Raw genomic sequence first — 16,443 nt, forward strand, 5'->3', positions numbered from 1 at the left:
GCGCACTCTCCGGATGACTCCGGAAGCGCCTCGACAACCGAGGGGACATACAACAAGTACGAAAGCGGCCTGCTCGGTCCGAGGCGCGCAGGCTCGCAGCGCAACTTGTAGCATACGGGGGCAGCCGGACACGGTCAATGCGCGAAGGCGCACACCAGGGACAAAATGCCCCGAATCCGGCACAACTCACCTCGCGGGAGCCGTTCGAGACCTCCCGGCGGCCGAATACCTTACCCGCAAGCCCCCCTCACCCCCCTCACCCCGGGATCGCGACCACCCAGATGACGCCAGACACGTACGAGCCGCGGCAGGACCTCCAGGACCTCCAGGGTCCCGAGGCAGGCGAACCGGAGGCGACCAGGCGAAACGCCGGCGAGACCGAGAGCAGCCGGGCCAGCCGGGGCTGGTGGGACGGAAACGCGGACGAGTACCAGCGGGAGCACGGGGCCTTCCTCGGCGACGACCGTTTCGTCTGGGGCCCGGAAGGGCTCGACGAGGCGGACGCCGGCCTGCTCGGCCCGGCCGCCGGCCTGGCCGGACGGGACGTCCTGGAGATCGGCGCCGGGGCCGCCCAGTGCTCGCGCTGGCTCGCCGCCCAGGGGGCTCGTCCGGTGGCCCTGGACCTCTCGCACCGCCAGCTCCAGCACGCCCTGCGGATCGGCGGCGGCGTCCCCCTGGTGGAGGCGGACGCCGGCGCGCTGCCCTTCGCGGACGGCTCCTTCGACCTGGCGTGTTCGGCCTACGGCGCGGTGCCGTTCGTGGCCGACCCGGTGCGGGTGATGCGCGAGGTGCGCCGGGTGCTGCGGCCCGGCGGCCGGTGGGTCTTCTCCGTCACCCACCCGATCCGCTGGGCCTTCCCGGACGAGCCGGGCCCCGAGGGCCTGTCCGTCGCGGCCTCCTACTTCGACCGCACCCCTTATGTGGAGCAGGACGAGACAGGACGTGCCGTCTACGTGGAGCACCACCGGACCCTCGGCGACCGGGTGCGGGACGTGGTGGCGGCCGGGTTCCGGCTGGTCGACCTCGTCGAGCCGGAATGGCCGGATTGGAACACACAGGAGTGGGGCGGCTGGTCCCCGCTGCGCGGGCACCTGATCCCGGGCACGGCGATCTTCGTCTGCGAACGGGACTGAGCGCCCTTCGTCCGCGGGCGCACTGATGCCCCCTCGCCTGCGAACGGGACCGGGGCCGCGCCGCTCCTACGGTGCCCGGCCGCGGCTCAGCCCCACAGGACGCCGATCACGCCGGTCGTCAGGAACACCAGCGCGTGCACGCCCAGCACCGTACGCAGCACCCAGCGCGTGTCCACCGGCGTGTCGGCGGCCGTCTCCGTGACCGCCGGGGCCGCGGTCAGCTCCCGGGTGACGGTCCCGCCGGCCCCCGGCGCGTCGGCCGGGACGTCCTCGGCCCGGGGGCGTACGGAAGCGGGGCCCGGCGCGTTCTCCGCCAGTTGCGCCGCCAGGGCGACGCGTGCGGCGGCGGCGCCGGAGGCCAGTGCGGCGCTGACGTTCTGGACGGCGACGAGGTGGGCCGCGGAGTGGCCGAGCGCCCGGGCGGTCTCGGCCTGACCGGCGGCGAACATCGCGTTCGCCCCGGTGTTGGAGCCGGCCAGGAACCCGCCGACCGCGCCGATCCAGGGCGCGAGGAAGAGGTACGAGGAGCCGAGCGAGGCGCACGCCCCGGCGATCTCCCGGCTCATGCCGGTCACGGTGAGCAGGGTGCCCAGGGCGAGGAAGACGACGGTCGTCAGGGCCACCTGCCACCAGCGGCCGAACGCGGCGCGGGCGGCCCCGCCGAGCACCGGCTCGGAGGCGCCCAGCAGGCGCGGGGCGAGGACGGCGGTCAGCGGCAGCCAGCCGGCGGGGCCGGCGACGACCGTCCACCAGCCCTCGGTGACCCCGGCCGCCTCCAGCGCCGCACGGCTCAGCAGGAGGCCGGCGACCAGGAACCCGTACGGGGACAGGGCGCGGCCGACGGGCTCGCCGCCCCCGCCGTTCCTCTCCCGCAGCCGGGAGACGAGCAGCAGGACGGCCATCGTGACGAGCCCGCCCAGCACGCCGGCCGGGGGCACGCCGACGTAGGTGTCGACAGCCCAGACGGTGGCCCAGAGCGCGGTCACGGCGATGGCGAGGTCGCCGGCGGCGGCCAGGGCGCGGCGGGTGCCGAGGCCGACGGCCAGGGCGGCGGCGCCGCAGATGAGGAAGACGGGCGCGGACAGCAGGGCGGAGTCGACGCCGAGCCGCTGGAAGCCGACGTCGCCGAGTTCGGCCGCGACCAGGCTGCCCGGCGCCAGCGAGCCCCAGGGGACGGTCACCAGCCCGAGCAGGCCGGCCGCGGCGGCGCGCGCCGGGGGCAGGCCGAGCCGGCGCAGCAGCGGGATGGCGACGATCACTCCGATGCCGAAGCCGGTCAGCGACTCGGCGAACGGGGTGACTCCCAGCGTCACCAGGAGCACCGCGCGCCCCGGTGAGCTGCAAGCGCTGCCGAGGCGCTCCCCCATGCGCGCCTGGGCGCCGGTGCGGGTCATCAGTTCGCTGAGCAGGATGCCGCCGAAGAGGATCGCCGCGAGTTCGACGACGGTGGGCACCATGCGCAAGTGGGCGTCGCCGAGGTCGTCCAGGGGCGTGCGGAAGGCCGTGGCGGTGAGGACCAGCGCGGTCGTCAGGGCCGCCAGGGCGGCGTACAGCGCGCGCACGCCCAGGGCGAGGAGCACCAGGGTGACGAGGACGGGCAGGGTGGCGAGAGCGGCGTTCACAGGTGACCTCTGCGGCCCGGTTGCCACCGGACCGGTGCTGAGCTGCGGAATCGCGGTGGCGGCCGGCCGTCCTCGCGGTTCCGCGCGGGCAGGGGCGAGCAGCATGCGCCGCACCCGGCGGAACGCTCAACGGGGTTCCGGATAGTCGGTCATCTCATGGCCGGAATGGCGTGGTCGGGGTGCGGATCCGTCCGTTTCCGAAGGGTCGGCGACACTGGTGCGCGTGATCCGTACCGACGTCCTCGACCGGCTTCCCGTCCGCGGTGCGCTGCCCGCGCTCGTCTCCGCCCTGGACGGGCACGGCACCGCCGTGCTCTGCGCGCCGCCCGGCACGGGCAAGACGACGCTGGTGCCGCTGGTCCTGGCGGGGCTCGTAGGGCCGGAGGGCCCGGTCCGGCGGGTCCTGGTGGCCGAGCCGCGGCGGATCGCCGCCCGCGCGGCGGCGCGGCGCATGGCGTGGCTGCTGGGCGAGGAGGCCGGGGGCCGGGTGGGGTTCACGGTGCGCGGCGAGCGCAGGGTGGGGCCCGGGACCGTCGTGGAGGTGGTGACGACGGGTGTGCTGCTGCAGCGGCTCCAGCGCGACCAGGAGCTCTCCGGGGTCGACGTGGTGGTGCTCGACGAGTGCCACGAGCGGCATCTGGACGCCGACACGGCGGCGGCGTTCCTGCTGGACGTGCGGGCCGCGCTGCGGCCGGAGCTGCGGCTGGTCGCCGCGTCGGCGACGACGGACGCCGAGGGCTGGGCGCGGCTGCTCGGTGACGCGCCGGTGGTGACCGCCGAAGGCGTGTCGCACCCGGTGGAGACGGTGTGGGCGCCGCCGGAGCGGGCGGTGCGGCCGCCGCACGGGACACGCGTGGACCCGGTGCTGCTGGAGCACGTGGCCGGGGTGGTGCGGCGGGCGCTGCGGGAGCGGGCGGGCGACGTGCTGTGTTTCCTGCCCGGTGTCGGCGAGATCGCCCGGGTGGCGGGGCTGCTGGGCGGGCCGGCGGAGCTGGGGGCGGAGGTTCTCCAGGTGCACGGACGGGCTCCGGCGGCGGTGCAGGAGGCGGTTCTGGCGGGCGGGGCGGGGACGCGGCGGGTGGTGCTGGCGACCTCGGTGGCGGAGTCGAGCCTGACCGTGCCCGGCGTCCGCGTGGTGGTGGATTCCGGGCTGGCCCGGGAGCCGCGGACGGACCACGCGCGCGGGCTGAGCGCGCTGGCCACCGTCCGGGCGTCGCGGGCCGCCGGCCGGCAGCGGGCGGGGCGCGCGGGGCGTGAGGCCCCGGGGACCGTCTACCGCTGCTGGGCCGAGGCCGACGAGACGCGGCTGGCCGCGTTCCCGGCGCCGGAGATCCTCGTCGCCGACCTGGCGGGGTTCGCGCTCCAGGCGGCCTGCTGGGGTGATCCGGACGCGAGCGGGCTGGCGCTGCTGGACCCACCGCCCACCGGCGCACTGGCCGCCGCGCGCGCCGTGCTGACGGCCACGGGCGCCGTGGACGCGGACGGGCGCCCCACCGCGCGCGGGCACCGGATGGCCCGGCTGGGCGTGCACCCGCGGCTGGCCCGGGCCCTGCTGGACGGCGCCGCCGAGGTGGGGGCGCGGCGCACGGCGGAGATCGTGGCGCTGTTGAGCGAGGAGCCGCCGCGCGCGTACGGCGACGACCTGGCGGCCGTCTGGCGGGCCGCGCGCCGGGGTGGTGACGCCTATGCCGCCCGCTGGCGGGCGGAGGCGCGGCGGCTGGAGTCGGCCCTGCGCGGTGTCGCCGGGGAGAAGGCCGGGGATGCCGGGGGTGCGCTCACCGACGACGCCGCCGCGGGCCTGGTCGCCGCGCTGGCGTTCCCCGAGCGGGTGGCGCGGGCGCGCGGCGAGGGGGCGTTCCTGATGGTGTCGGGGACCGGTGCCGTCCTGGGCGACGGTTCGCGGCTGCGCAGCGCGCCGTGGCTGGCGGTGGCCGTGGCCGACCGGCCGGTCACCTCGGCGTCGGCGCGGGTGCGGCTGGGCGCGGTGATCGACGAGCACACGGCCCGGGCGACCGCCGGGGCGCTGTTCGCCGAGGCGGAGGAGGTGTGCTGGTCGGCGGAGCGCGGTGACGTGGTGGCCCGGCGCGTGGCCCGGCTGGGCGCGGTGGAGCTGGCCTCCCGGCCGCTCTCCTCCCCCGGCCGCGGTCTCCTCCGCGCGGCCCTGGTGGAGGGGCTGCGGGCCGAGGGGCCGGGGCTGCTGCGCTGGAATCCGGAGGCGACCGGACTGCGGGAGCGGCTCGCGTTCCTCCACCGCGAACTGGGCGCGCCCTGGCCGGACGTCTCCGACGAGGCACTGCTGGGGGACCCCGAGGCGTGGCTGGGCCCGGAGCTGGACGCCGCGCGGCGCCGCGCGGATCTGGAACGGGTGGACGCCCGGGCCGCTTTGGAACGGCTGCTTCCGTGGGCGGGCGGGGAGGCGGCCCGGCTGGCCGAGCTGGCCCCGGAGCGGATCGAGGTGCCCAGCGGGTCGCGGATCCGCGTGGACTACGGAAGCGGGCGGCCGGTGCTGGCCGTCAAGCTGCAGGAGCTGTTCGGCTGGCAGCGGACGCCGACGGTGGCCGGCGGGCGGGTGCCCGTCCTCGTCCACCTGCTGTCACCGGCCGGGCGCCCGGCGGCGGTCACGGCGGACCTGGCCTCGTTCTGGCGCGACGGCTACCGGGCGGTCCGGGCCGAGCTGCGGGGCCGCTATCCGCGGCACCCCTGGCCGGAGGACCCGTCGACGGCGGAGCCCACGCGGCGGGCGAACGCCCGGCGCCGGTGAGGGCGCCGGGCGGGGCCGGTCAGGGCAGATAGCGTTCCAGCGCCGCCGCGCCCTTCTCCTCGATGTGCCGCCGGGCGGCCTCCACCCGTTCCGGAGTGACGTCGTGCCCCGAGGCCATGACCAGGTCCTCGGGGTCGAAGGGTCGCTCACTCCCGGTGTAGAGCCGCTGCGGCGCTGATGCCGTGGACGCGTCCTCGGGACTCTCCTTCACGGCGAGCCTCCTCTGCTCCGCGGTCCCCCTCCGCGGGGGACCGGCCGTTCGGGTTTCCCTCCATCGTGTGACACGGAAGGGGCGTTCGCACACCGATCTCCCGGAAAAAACTTAGGTCTCTCCGGAAACACCGGCCCGGCGCGCCTCCGGAAACGCGCGCACCCGCCGACGGCCTACGCGGTCGGCGGGTGCGCGGCGGCTCTCGCCGGGCGGCTCAGTGGGCGGCGGACTCCCAGTCGCCGCCGACGCCCACCGACACGTCGAGCGGGGCCCGCAGGCTCGTGGCCCCGGCCATCTCCCGGCGCACCAGCTCCTCCACCTTCTCCCGCTCGCCCGGGGCCACCTCCAGCACGATTTCGTCATGCACCTGGAGCAGCATCCGGGTGGCCAGCTTCTCCTTCTCCAGAGCCTCGGCCACCCGCAGCATGGCGACCTTGACGATGTCGGCGGCGGTGCCCTGGATCGGCGCGTTGAGCGCCATCCGCTCCGCCATCTCCCGCCGCTGGCGGTTGTCGCTGTTGAGGTCGGGCAGGTAGCGGCGGCGGCCGAGCATGGTCTCGGTGTAGCCGGTGGCGCGGGCCTCCTCGACGACCCGGCGCAGGTAGTCGCGCACCCCGCCGAACCGCTCGAAGTAGGTGTCCATCAGGCCGCCCGCCTCGCCCGGGGAGATCCCGAGCTGCTGCGAGAGGCCGAACGCGGACAGGCCGTAGGCGAGCCCGTACGACATGGCCTTGATCTTGCGGCGCATCTCCGGGTCGACGTCGGCCTTGGCCACGCCGAAGACCTGCGACGCGACCGTGGTGTGCAGGTCCTCGCCGGAGGTGAACGCCTCGATGAGGCCCTCGTCCTCCGACAGGTGGGCCATGACGCGCAGTTCGATCTGGCTGTAGTCGGCCGTCATCAGCGACTCGAAGCCCTCGCCGACCACGAAGCAGCGGCGGATGCGGCTGCCGTCGCCGGTGCGCACCGGGATGTTCTGCAGGTTGGGGTCGGTGGAGGAGAGCCGGCCGGTGGCGGCCACCATCTGGTTGAAGGTGGTGTGGATCCGGCCGTCCGCCGCCAGGTTGTTGATCAGGCCGTCGACGGTGGTCTTGAGCTTGGCCCGGTCGCGGTGGCGCAGCAGGACGACCGGCAGCTCGTTCTCCGTCTGGGCGGCGAGCCAGGCCAGCGCGTCGGCGTCGGTGGTGTAACCGGTCTTGATCTTCTTGGTCTTGGGCAGGCCGAGTTCCTCGAAGAGGATCTCCTGGAGCTGCTTGGGCGAGGAGAGGTTGAACTCGCGGCCGGCGGCGCGGTGCGCCTCGGCGACGGCCTGCTCGATCTCGCCCAGGTACTCCTCGGACAGCCGCTCCAGGCGGGCCCGGTCGACGGCGATGCCCTCGCGCTCCATGGCGACGAGCAGATCGCCGACCGGGAGCTCCAGGTCGCGCATGAGCTCCAGCGCGCCCGTCCCGGCGAGCTTCCGCTCGTAGAAGACGCCCAGGTCGAGGACCGCGCGGCCTTCGACCATCAGCTTCTCGGCCGCTTCCTTGTCGGCCGTGCCGTCGAAGTCGAACGCCTGCTGGCCGGCCTCGGCCTTGTCGGGGTCGACGCGCGGGAGGGTCCGGCCGAGCTTGTCCTCGACCAGCACCTCCAGCTCGGTGAGCTGGCGCTTGCCCTTGTTGACGCGGACCTTGCCGGCCCGCTTCTGCCGGTGGCGGTTGAGTGGATCCGTCTCGAAGGGCCGGGAGCCCGGCTCGTCCAGGTAGGCGGCGACGGCGGTGTCCATGGTGACGCCCTCGACCCGCCAGCCGCGCTCGGCGAAGACGCGGACGACGCGCTTGCCCATGTGCAGCACCTTGGGGCGGTCCGCGTCGGCGAGCCAGGCGGCGAACGCCCGGTCGTCGTCCTCGGACAGCTCCTGCGGGACGAACCAGCACGCGCGGTCGTCCGGCAGGGCCAGCGCCACCTCGTGGACGTCGCCCGTGCCGAGCTTCCAGTCGTAGCCGGCGACCACGGCGGCCGGCACGTCCGCCGGGATGTCGGCCAGCCAGCCGGCCAGCTCGCCCTGCCCCAGCATGCGGCCGTCCAGCTCGATCTCCAGCTCCTCGGCCGCCTCCTCGACGACCGCGGCCGGGTCCGTGCCCCACAGCCGGTCGCGCAGGCTCCGGTTGCGGATCTCCAGCCGGTCCAGCAGCTCGCCGAGCGCGCTGAGGTCGTACGCCTCCCGGACCAGGCCCTCCGGGCCCGTCGACAGCTCGACGTCGCGCACCATCTCGGTGAGGCGGCGGTTGAGCTTGACCGCCTCCAGGTGCTCCCGCAGGTTCTGCCCGGCCTTGCCCTTGACCTCGTCGGCCCGCTCCACCAGCTCCGCGAACGAACCGAACTGGTTGATCCACTTCGCGGCGGTCTTCTCGCCGACGCCCGGGATGCCCGGCAGATTGTCCGACGGGTCGCCGCGCAGCGCCGCGAAGTCCGGGTACTGGGCGGGCGAGAGGCCGTACTTCTCCTGGACCTTCTCCGGCGTGAAGCGGGTCAGCTCCGAGACGCCCTTGGTCGGGTACAGCACCGTGACGGCGTCGCTGACCAGCTGGAACGAATCCCGGTCGCCGGTGACGATCGACACCTCGAAGCCCTGGGCCTCGGCCTGGACCGCCAGGGTGGCGATGACGTCGTCCGCCTCGTACCCGTCGACGGCGAAACGCGGCACCCGCATGTGGTCCAGCAGCTCGCCGATCAGCTCCACCTGCCCCTTGAACTCGTCGGGGGTCTTGGACCGGGTCGCCTTGTACTCCGCGTACTCCTCGGAACGCCACGTCTTGCGCGACACGTCGAACGCCACCGCGAAGTGCGTGGGGCTCTCGTCACGCAGGGTGTTCGCGAGCATCGACGCGAAGCCGTACACCGCGTTCGTCGGCTGGCCGCCGGAGGTCGTGAAGTTCTCCGCGGGCAGCGCGAAGAACGCCCGGTAGGCCATGGAGTGCCCGTCCATCAAGAGCAGGCGGGGGCGGCCTCCCGTACCTCCCCCCACGGCCTCGGGGCCGGTCGGCTCGGTCGCGTCGGACGGTGATTTCGATGCCTTTGCTGCCACGCCCCCGATCCTGCCACGACCCACTGACAATCCCCGCCACACCGCCGCCGCCCCGGCTGTCCGACCCCCGTGACAGGATCGTCACCAACAGCACTCCACGCGACCGCCTCACCGCTCAGGGGGAACGACATGGCAGGCAAACCACCGACCGGCGACCCCGTCCAGGACGCCCCCGAGGTCACCGCCCCGCAGCACGCCGCGGCGGGCCTCACCGCCATCGGCCACTCGCTGCGCGCCGCCCAGCGGCAGATGGGCGTCCGGCGCACCGCGCTCACCCTGCTCAAGGTCAACCAGAAGGACGGGTTCGACTGCCCGGGCTGCGCCTGGCCCGAGCCGGACAAGCGGCACACCGCGGAGTTCTGCGAGAACGGCGCCAAGGCCGTCGCCGAGGAGGCCACGCTCCGGCGGATCACCCCCGCCTTCTTCGCCGCCCACTCGGTCGCGGACCTCGCCGGCCGCAGCGGCTACTGGCTCGGCCAGCAAGGCCGCCTCACCCGTCCCATGTACCTCGCGGAGGGCGCGGACCACTACGAGCCGGTCAGCTGGGAGCGGGCCTTCGGCATCATCGCCGACGAGCTGCGGGCCCTGGAGTCGCCCGACGAGGCCGTCTTCTACACCTCCGGGCGCACCAGCAACGAGGCCGCGTTCCTCTACCAGTTGTTCGCCCGCGAGTTCGGCACCAACAACCTGCCCGACTGCTCCAACATGTGCCACGAGTCCTCCGGCTCGGCCCTCACCGACACCCTCGGCGTCGGCAAGGGCAGCGTCCTGCTGGAGGACCTCTACAAGGCCGACCTGATCATCGTCGCCGGGCAGAACCCGGGCACCAACCACCCCCGGATGCTCTCCGCCCTGGAGAAGGCCAAGCGCGGCGGCACGAAGATCATGACCGTCAACCCGCTGCCCGAGGCGGGTCTCGAACGGTTCAAGAACCCGCAGAACGCGCGCGGCCTCGCCGGCTCCGGCACCCCCCTCACCGACCTCTTCCTCAAGATCCGGCTCGGCGGCGACCAGGCCCTCTTCCGCCTCCTCAACCGGCTGGTCCTGGAGACCGAGGGCGCCGTCGACGAGGGCTTCGTCCGCGAGCACACCCACGGCTACGAGGAGTTCGCCGCCCTCGCCCGCACCGCCGACTGGGACGAGACCCTGCGCGCCACCGGCCTGGCCCGGGAGGAGATCCTGGCGGCCCTGCGCATGGTCCTCGCCTCGGAACGCACCGTCGTCTGCTGGGCCATGGGTCTCACCCAGCACAAGCACGCCGTCGTCACCATCAAGGAGATCGTCAACCTCCTGCTGCTGCGCGGCGCGATCGGCCGCCCCGGCGCCGGCGTCTGCCCGGTCCGCGGCCACAGCAACGTCCAGGGCGACCGCACCATGGGCATCTTCGAGCGCCCCGCCCCCGCCTTCCTCGACGCCCTGGAGAAGGAGTTCGGCTTCGCTCCGCCCCGCGAGCACGGCCTCGACGTGGTCCGCGCCATCCGGGCGCTCCGCGACGGACAGGCCAAGGTCTTCCTCGCCATGGGCGGCAACTTCGTCTCCGCCACCCCCGACACCGACGTCACCGAAGCGGCCGTCCGCCGCGCCCGCCTCACGGTCCACGTCTCCACCAAGCTCAACCGCTCGCACGTGATCACCGGCGCGCGGGCCCTCATCCTGCCCACCCTCGGCCGCACCGAACGCGACCGGCAGCGCGGTGGCGACCAGTTCGTCACCGTCGAGGACTCCATGGGCATGGTCCACGCCTCCCGCGGCCGCCTCGACCCCGCGAGCCCGCACCTGCTCTCCGAACCCGCCATCGTCTGCCGCCTGGCCCGCGCCGTCCTCGGCACCGCCTCCACCACCCCGTGGGAGCGCTTCGAGGAGGACTACGACGCCATCCGCGACCGCATCGCCCGCGTGATCCCCGGCTTCGAGGACTTCAACACCCGCGTCGCCCGCCCCGGCGGCTTCACCCTGCCCCACGCGCCCCGCGATTCCCGCACCTTCCCCACCACCACCGGGAAGGCCAACTTCACCGCCGCGCCCGTCGAGTTCCCGCACGTCCCGGAAGGCCGTCTGCTCCTCCAGACCATCCGCTCCCACGACCAGTACAACACCACCATCTACGGCCTCGACGACCGCTACCGCGGCATCAAGAACGGCCGCCGCGTCGTCCTCCTCCACCCCGACGACGCCCGCGACCACGGGCTCGCCGACGGCGCGTACGCCGACCTCGTCGGCGAATGGACGGACGGCACCGAACGGCGCGCCCCCGGCTTCCGCGTCGTCCACTACCCGACGGCACGCGGCTGCGCCGCCGCCTACTACCCCGAGACCAACGTCCTGGTGCCGCTCGACCACACCGCGGACCAGAGCAACACCCCCGCGAGCAAGTCCGTCGTCATCCGGCTCGAACCCACCGAGCACCCCGTGAGCACCACCTGATAACAAACGTCTACGCATTTACTTCAGGCGCTTGGCACACCTGAAGTCACGTGCACCTCACGTACGCCACGAGCACCAGGGGAGCCGAGAAGCATGGGCGAACAGAGCCGGACCGTCTTTCCGCAGGAGATCCTCGACGCCTGGGCCGGCAGCGGCCTGGACCTGCCCGCCCTCTTCTCGGCGGGCCACCTCGGCGAGCGCATGGGCGTCCGCGTCGTCGAGGCGTCCCCCGACCGCGTCGTCGGCACCATGCCGGTCGAGGGCAACACCCAGCCGTACGGGCTGCTCCACGGCGGCGCCTCCGCCGTGCTCGCCGAGACGCTCGGCTCCGTCGGCGCCATGCTGCACGGCGGCCCCACGCGGATCGCCGTCGGCGTCGACCTCAACTGCACCCACCACCGCGGGCTCCGCTCCGGCCTCGTCACCGGCGTCGCCACCCCCGTGCACCGCGGGCGCACCAGCGCCACCTACGAGATCGCCGTCACCGACGAGCAGGGCAAGCGCGTCTGCTCCGCCCGCCTCACCTGCGTCATCCGCGACAACCCGCAGACGTCCGCCTGACAAGTCCCGGCCCGTGGAGGGCCGTTGAGCCCTCCACGGCCACCCGGCGAACCCCGGCCCGGCCGATCCGGATCCTCACTTGCGGAATGTGATCTCCGGCATAACAAGACAGTCACATCCTGCCCGGCACCTCTGCCCCGGCCGGTCACCCAGCCCTTACAGTCACGGCCATCCGCCACCCCGCCGGGCGGTTCGCACCCGTTCCCTCCTTCGTCCTTGCCCGGCGAGCGACACGGCACCAGCACCTCAGCGAAGCCGCCGCGCCAGGGAAAGGACCCACCGTGCGACACCGTCCCCTGCTCCTGCTCACCACCGCACTCACCGCCGGGGCTCTGACCCTGAGCGCCTGCGGATCACGCGACGACGACAAAGGGAGCGACAACGGCGACAAGGGTGGCAAGAAGACCACCGTGGTGATCGGCCTCGACGCCCCCCTGACCGGTGATCTCTCCGCCCTGGGCCAGGGCATCAAGAACTCCGCCCACCTCGCCGTCACCAACGCCAACAAGAGCAACGAAGTCCCCGGCGTCACCTTCGAACTGTCCGCGCTGGACGACCAGGCCCAGCCCACCTCCGGACAGCAGAACGCCACCAAACTCGCCGGCGACAAGAAGGTCGTCGGCATCGTCGGCCCCCTGAACTCCAGCGTCGCCCAGTCCATGCAGCAGGTCGCCCAGTCCAACACCGTGGCCCTCATCTCCCCGGCCAACACCACCCCCGACCTCACCCAGGGCAAGGACTGGAAACAGGACCAGCGCAAGCGGCAGTTCACCACCTATTTCCGTACCGCCACCACCGACGAGGTCCAGGGCGCCTTCGGCGGAAAATACGCCCACGATCAGATCAAGGCCAAAAACGCCTACGTCATCGACGACCAGAAGACCTACGGCGTCGGCCTCGCGGCCGCCTTCTCCACCCAGTTCACCGCACTCGGCGGAAAGATCGCCGGCACCGAACACGTCAACCCCGAGGACCGCGACTTCAAGGCCATCGTCTCCAAGGCCAAGAGCTCCGGAGCCGACCTCGTCTTCTACGGCGGCGAATACCCGGCCGCCGCACCCCTGAGCCAGCAGCTCAAGGAGAGCGGCGTCAAAGCCCCCCTCATGGGCGGCGACGGCATGTACAGCGCCGACTACATCAAACTCAACAAGAAGTCCGCCGGCGACTACGCCACCTCCGTCGGCAAACCCGTCGAAGAACTCGACTCCGCCAAGAAGTTCATCGCCGACTACAAAGCCGCGGGCTACAAGGACCGCTACGAGGCGTACGGCGGCTCCACCTACGACGCCACCTGGGCCATCATCCAGGCCGTCAAGGCCGTCGTCGCCGACAACGGCGGCAAACTCCCCGACGGCGCCCGCGCCAAGGTCGTCGAGGCCCTCAACAAGGTCAAGTTCGACGGCGTCACCGGAACCGTCTCCTTCGACAAGTACGGCGACACCACCAACACCATGATCACCGCCTACCAGGTCGAGGGGAACACCTGGAAGGCCCGCCACAGCGCCGAGTTCAAGCGCTGACCCAACCCGACGCCGACCGGCCTGCCTCTTGCGCCGAACCGCTCACACCGGACCGCCCGCACCGGATCACGTACGCCGGATCACTTACGCCGAAACGATTTTCCCGGCACTCCCCACCCTCGCCGTGCGCCCACCACCCCGGCGCGGACCCACCGGCCCGCGTCGGCCACCCGCACCCCCTTCCCGCGCATGTCCCCCGCACGTCTCATCCCACGGAGGCCCGGCGGTGCACGAACTGCCGCAACAGCTGGCCAACGGACTCATCCTCGGCGCGATGTACGGCCTCATCGCGATCGGGTACACGATGGTCTACGGCATCGTCCAACTCATCAACTTCGCCCACGGCGAGATCTTCATGGTCGGCGGCTTCGGCGCCCTCACCGTCCACCTCGCCCTCCCCGACGGCACCGCGCTGCTCCTGGCACTCCCCCTCATGATCCTCGGCGGCATCGCCGCCGCCGTCGCCATCGCCGTGGCCGCCGAACGCTTCGCCTACCGGCCCCTGCGCAGCGCCCCGCGCCTCGCCCCGCTCATCACCGCCATCGGCCTCTCCATCGCCCTCCAACAGGCCGTCTGGAAGTGGTACCCCGACGCCAAGAAGGCCAGGGTGTTCCCCCAGTTCAAGGGCGAGTCCTTCAAGATCCTCGGTGCCACGGTGCAGCGCGGCGAGGTCTTCCTGCTGATCGCCGCCCCGCTGTGCATGCTCGCCCTCGGCCTCTTCGTCGCCAGGACCCGCACCGGCCGCGGCATGCAGGCCACCGCCCAGGACCCCGACACCGCGAAGCTCATGGGCATCAACACCGACCGCATCATCGTCATCGCCTTCGCCATCGGCGCCACCTTCGCCGCCGTCGCCGCCGTCGCCCACGGCCTCAAATACGGACAGGTGGACTTCCGCATGGGCTTCATCACCGGCCTCAAAGCCTTCACCGCGGCCGTCCTCGGCGGCATCGGCAACATCTACGGCGCCATGCTGGGCGGCGTCGTCCTCGGCGTCGCGGAAGCCCTCGCCACCGGCTACATCGAGGAGATCCCCGGCATGTCCCAGTTCGGCGGCGGCTCCTGGAAGGACGTCTGGGCCTTCGTCCTCCTCATCCTCGTCCTGCTGCTCAGGCCCCAGGGCCTGCTCGGCGAACGCGTCGCGGATCGGGCGTGATGACCGTGCGCCTCCACCGCCGTACCGACGGAGGACGACCGTCCGCCACGGCCTCCGCCATGCCCTCGCCACCCGCCACGATCCCGCTGCCCCCGGCGGCCGCCCGCCTGGTCACGGGTGCGGGAGCGCTCCTCGCGATCGTCTCCACCTTCCTCGCCTGGACTTGGACCACCTCGTTCCCCGGCAACCTCACCGTCACCGGCTATCCCGGTGGCCTCCAGAACATCACCCTCGCCGGCGCCGCCCTCACCCTGCTGCACGTCCTGGCCGGCTACGGCATCCGCGGACTGCGCTGGCTCGCCCCCTCGGGCACCACGGCCCCCACCCTCCTCCTGGCCCTCGGCACCTTCGCCGCCACCTGGTACACGCTCGGCGCCATCACCACCGACCTCGGCGGCCTCGTCAACCTCGAACCCGGCGGCTTCCTGGCCGGCGGCGCGACCCTCGCCGCCGTCCTCGGCGCCCTCGCCCTGCCCCCGGCGCGGCCCTACCCGGCCGACGTGGAGTGCATGGAGAGCGTCGAAGGCACAGACGGCGCGGACGGCGCGGACGACGCGGACAACGGAGACGGCGGGGATAGCAGCGACAGCGGGGGCAGCAGGGACGGCAGGGATCACGGAACCGGCACCGACCGCCCGGAGCACACCGCCCCCGCCAACCCCTGGCACCGCTTCCGCCACACCCTCACCCCCGGCCGTACCCCCGCCCCCACCCCGCTCCCCGCCTGGGCCGACATCCTCCTCATCGCCACCGCCTTCGCCCTCGGCCTCGGCCTCTTCACCTACGGCATCGAAGCCGAATACGGCGAACTCTTCGTCGGCTACCTGCTGCTCGCCGGCGCCGGGCTCGCCGCCGTCGGCCGCTCCGGCCTCACCACCCGCCTCAGCACCCTCACGGCCCGGCACCGCACCATCGCCCTCACCGCCGCCTTCGTCGCCGCCGCGGCCTTCCCCCTCACCCTCACCAGCGATACCTACACCAACCTGGCCACCAGCATCCTCATCTTCGCCACCGTCGCCCTGGGCCTCAACGTCGTCGTCGGCCTCGCCGGCCTCCTCGACCTCGGCTACGTCGCCTTCCTCGGCGTCGGCGCCTACACCGCGGCCCTCGTCTCCGGCTCCCCCGAATCCGCCGCCGGCGTCCACTTCCCGTTCTGGGCGGCCGTCCTCTCCGGCATCGGGACCTCCCTCGTCTTCGGCGTCCTCATCGGCGCCCCCACCCTCCGTCTCCGCGGCGACTACCTCGCCATCGTCACTCTCGGCTTCGGCGAGATCTTCCGCATCACCATGCTCAACCTCAACGGAAAGACCGGCCCCGACATCACCAACGGCGCCATGGGCATCCCCAACATCCCCGATCTCGCCGTCGGCGGCTTCGACTTCGGCGACACCCACGACCTCCTGGGCACCCCCATCGGCCGCTTCGGCAACTACTACCTCCTCATGCTCCTCGCCACCATCGCCGTCGTCCTCGTCTTCCGCCGCGCCGCCGCCTCCCGCATCGGCCGCGCCTGGATCGCCATCCGCGAGGACGAGACGGCCGCCACCGCCATGGGAATCAACGCCTTCCGCCTTAAACTCCTGGCCTTCGCCCTCGGCGCCGCGCTCGCCGGCCTCGCCGGTACCGTCCAGGCCCACGTCATCACCACCGCCACCCCCGACCAGTACCAGTTCGCCGGAACCGTCCCACCCAACTCCGCCTTCCTCCTCGCCGCCGTCATCCTCGGCGGCATGGGCACCATCACCGGCCCCCTCGTCGGCGCCGCCCTCCTCTACCTCATCCCGAACAAAATGGACTTCATGCAGGACTACCAACTCCTGCTCTTCGGAGTCGCCCTCATCCTCCTGATGCGCTTCCGCCCCGAGGGCCTCGTCGCCGACCGCCGGAAACAGCTCGAATTCCACGACGACGCCGCCCCCGACACCGCGACCCTCACCCGAGCGGAGGCGTAACCACCGTGACCACCAGGGCCCCCGACGCCACCGCTG

10 protein-coding genes are annotated in these 16,443 nt (G+C 73.0%); 7 read left to right on the forward strand and 3 right to left on the reverse strand.

From position 1 onward, the window contains the following. Nucleotides 1-281: 281 nt before the first annotated feature. Nucleotides 282-1,133, forward strand: coding sequence for a class I SAM-dependent methyltransferase (locus ACH4PU_RS21100; RefSeq protein ID WP_398273991.1), 852 nt, complete (start codon nucleotides 282-284; stop codon nucleotides 1,131-1,133). Between the two features lie 86 nt (nucleotides 1,134-1,219). Here the strand turns inward: ACH4PU_RS21100 and ACH4PU_RS21105 are convergent, their stop codons facing one another. Then, nucleotides 1,220-2,755 (reverse strand): L-lactate permease, encoded by a 1,536-nt coding sequence (locus ACH4PU_RS21105; RefSeq protein ID WP_398273994.1) that lies wholly within the window; start codon nucleotides 2,753-2,755, stop codon nucleotides 1,220-1,222. A 223-nt stretch (nucleotides 2,756-2,978) separates the two neighbouring features. Here ACH4PU_RS21105 and hrpB point away from each other — a divergent pair, with 223 nt between their 5' ends. Further along, nucleotides 2,979-5,516 carry an ATP-dependent helicase HrpB gene (hrpB, locus tag ACH4PU_RS21110; protein WP_398273997.1) on the forward strand — a complete coding sequence of 846 codons (2,538 nt, stop codon included), beginning with the start codon at nucleotides 2,979-2,981 and terminating at the stop codon, nucleotides 5,514-5,516. A 19-nt stretch (nucleotides 5,517-5,535) separates the two neighbouring features. On the opposite strand, the gene ACH4PU_RS21115 is transcribed toward hrpB, so the two are convergent. Next, nucleotides 5,536-5,727: a hypothetical protein gene (locus ACH4PU_RS21115; protein WP_004953055.1), complete on the reverse strand. Its 192-nt coding sequence runs from the start codon at nucleotides 5,725-5,727 to the stop codon at nucleotides 5,536-5,538. A gap of 214 nt (nucleotides 5,728-5,941) precedes the next feature. Then, nucleotides 5,942-8,794: a DNA polymerase I gene (gene polA / locus ACH4PU_RS21120; protein ID WP_398274002.1), complete on the reverse strand. Its 2,853-nt coding sequence runs from the start codon at nucleotides 8,792-8,794 to the stop codon at nucleotides 5,942-5,944. 129 nt (nucleotides 8,795-8,923) lie between these two features. On the opposite strand from polA, the gene ACH4PU_RS21125 reads away from it, so the two are divergent. From ACH4PU_RS21125 to ACH4PU_RS21145, 5 genes are all read left to right on the forward strand, one after another. After that, entirely contained in the window at nucleotides 8,924-11,218 is a 2,295-nt protein-coding gene (locus tag ACH4PU_RS21125; protein ID WP_398274005.1) for an FdhF/YdeP family oxidoreductase, read from the forward strand. A gap of 93 nt (nucleotides 11,219-11,311) precedes the next feature. After that, nucleotides 11,312-11,779, forward strand: a complete 468-nt coding sequence (locus ACH4PU_RS21130) for a PaaI family thioesterase (protein WP_398274008.1) — start codon at nucleotides 11,312-11,314, stop codon at nucleotides 11,777-11,779. Nucleotides 11,780-12,075: 296 nt separating this feature from the next. Then, nucleotides 12,076-13,299: a branched-chain amino acid ABC transporter substrate-binding protein gene (locus ACH4PU_RS21135; protein ID WP_398274180.1), complete on the forward strand. Its 1,224-nt coding sequence runs from the start codon at nucleotides 12,076-12,078 to the stop codon at nucleotides 13,297-13,299. Between the two features lie 226 nt (nucleotides 13,300-13,525). After that, a complete protein-coding gene (locus ACH4PU_RS21140) occupies nucleotides 13,526-14,455 on the forward strand; it encodes a branched-chain amino acid ABC transporter permease (protein WP_398274011.1) in 930 nt (309 codons plus the stop codon). Between the two features lie 59 nt (nucleotides 14,456-14,514). Continuing rightward, entirely contained in the window at nucleotides 14,515-16,407 is a 1,893-nt protein-coding gene (locus tag ACH4PU_RS21145; protein ID WP_398274014.1) for a branched-chain amino acid ABC transporter permease, read from the forward strand. Nucleotides 16,408-16,443 lie beyond the last annotated feature (36 nt).

It is taken from the genome of Streptomyces sp. NPDC021100, from assembly GCF_044333095.1.
Lineage (GTDB): Bacteria > Actinomycetota > Actinomycetes > Streptomycetales > Streptomycetaceae > Streptomyces.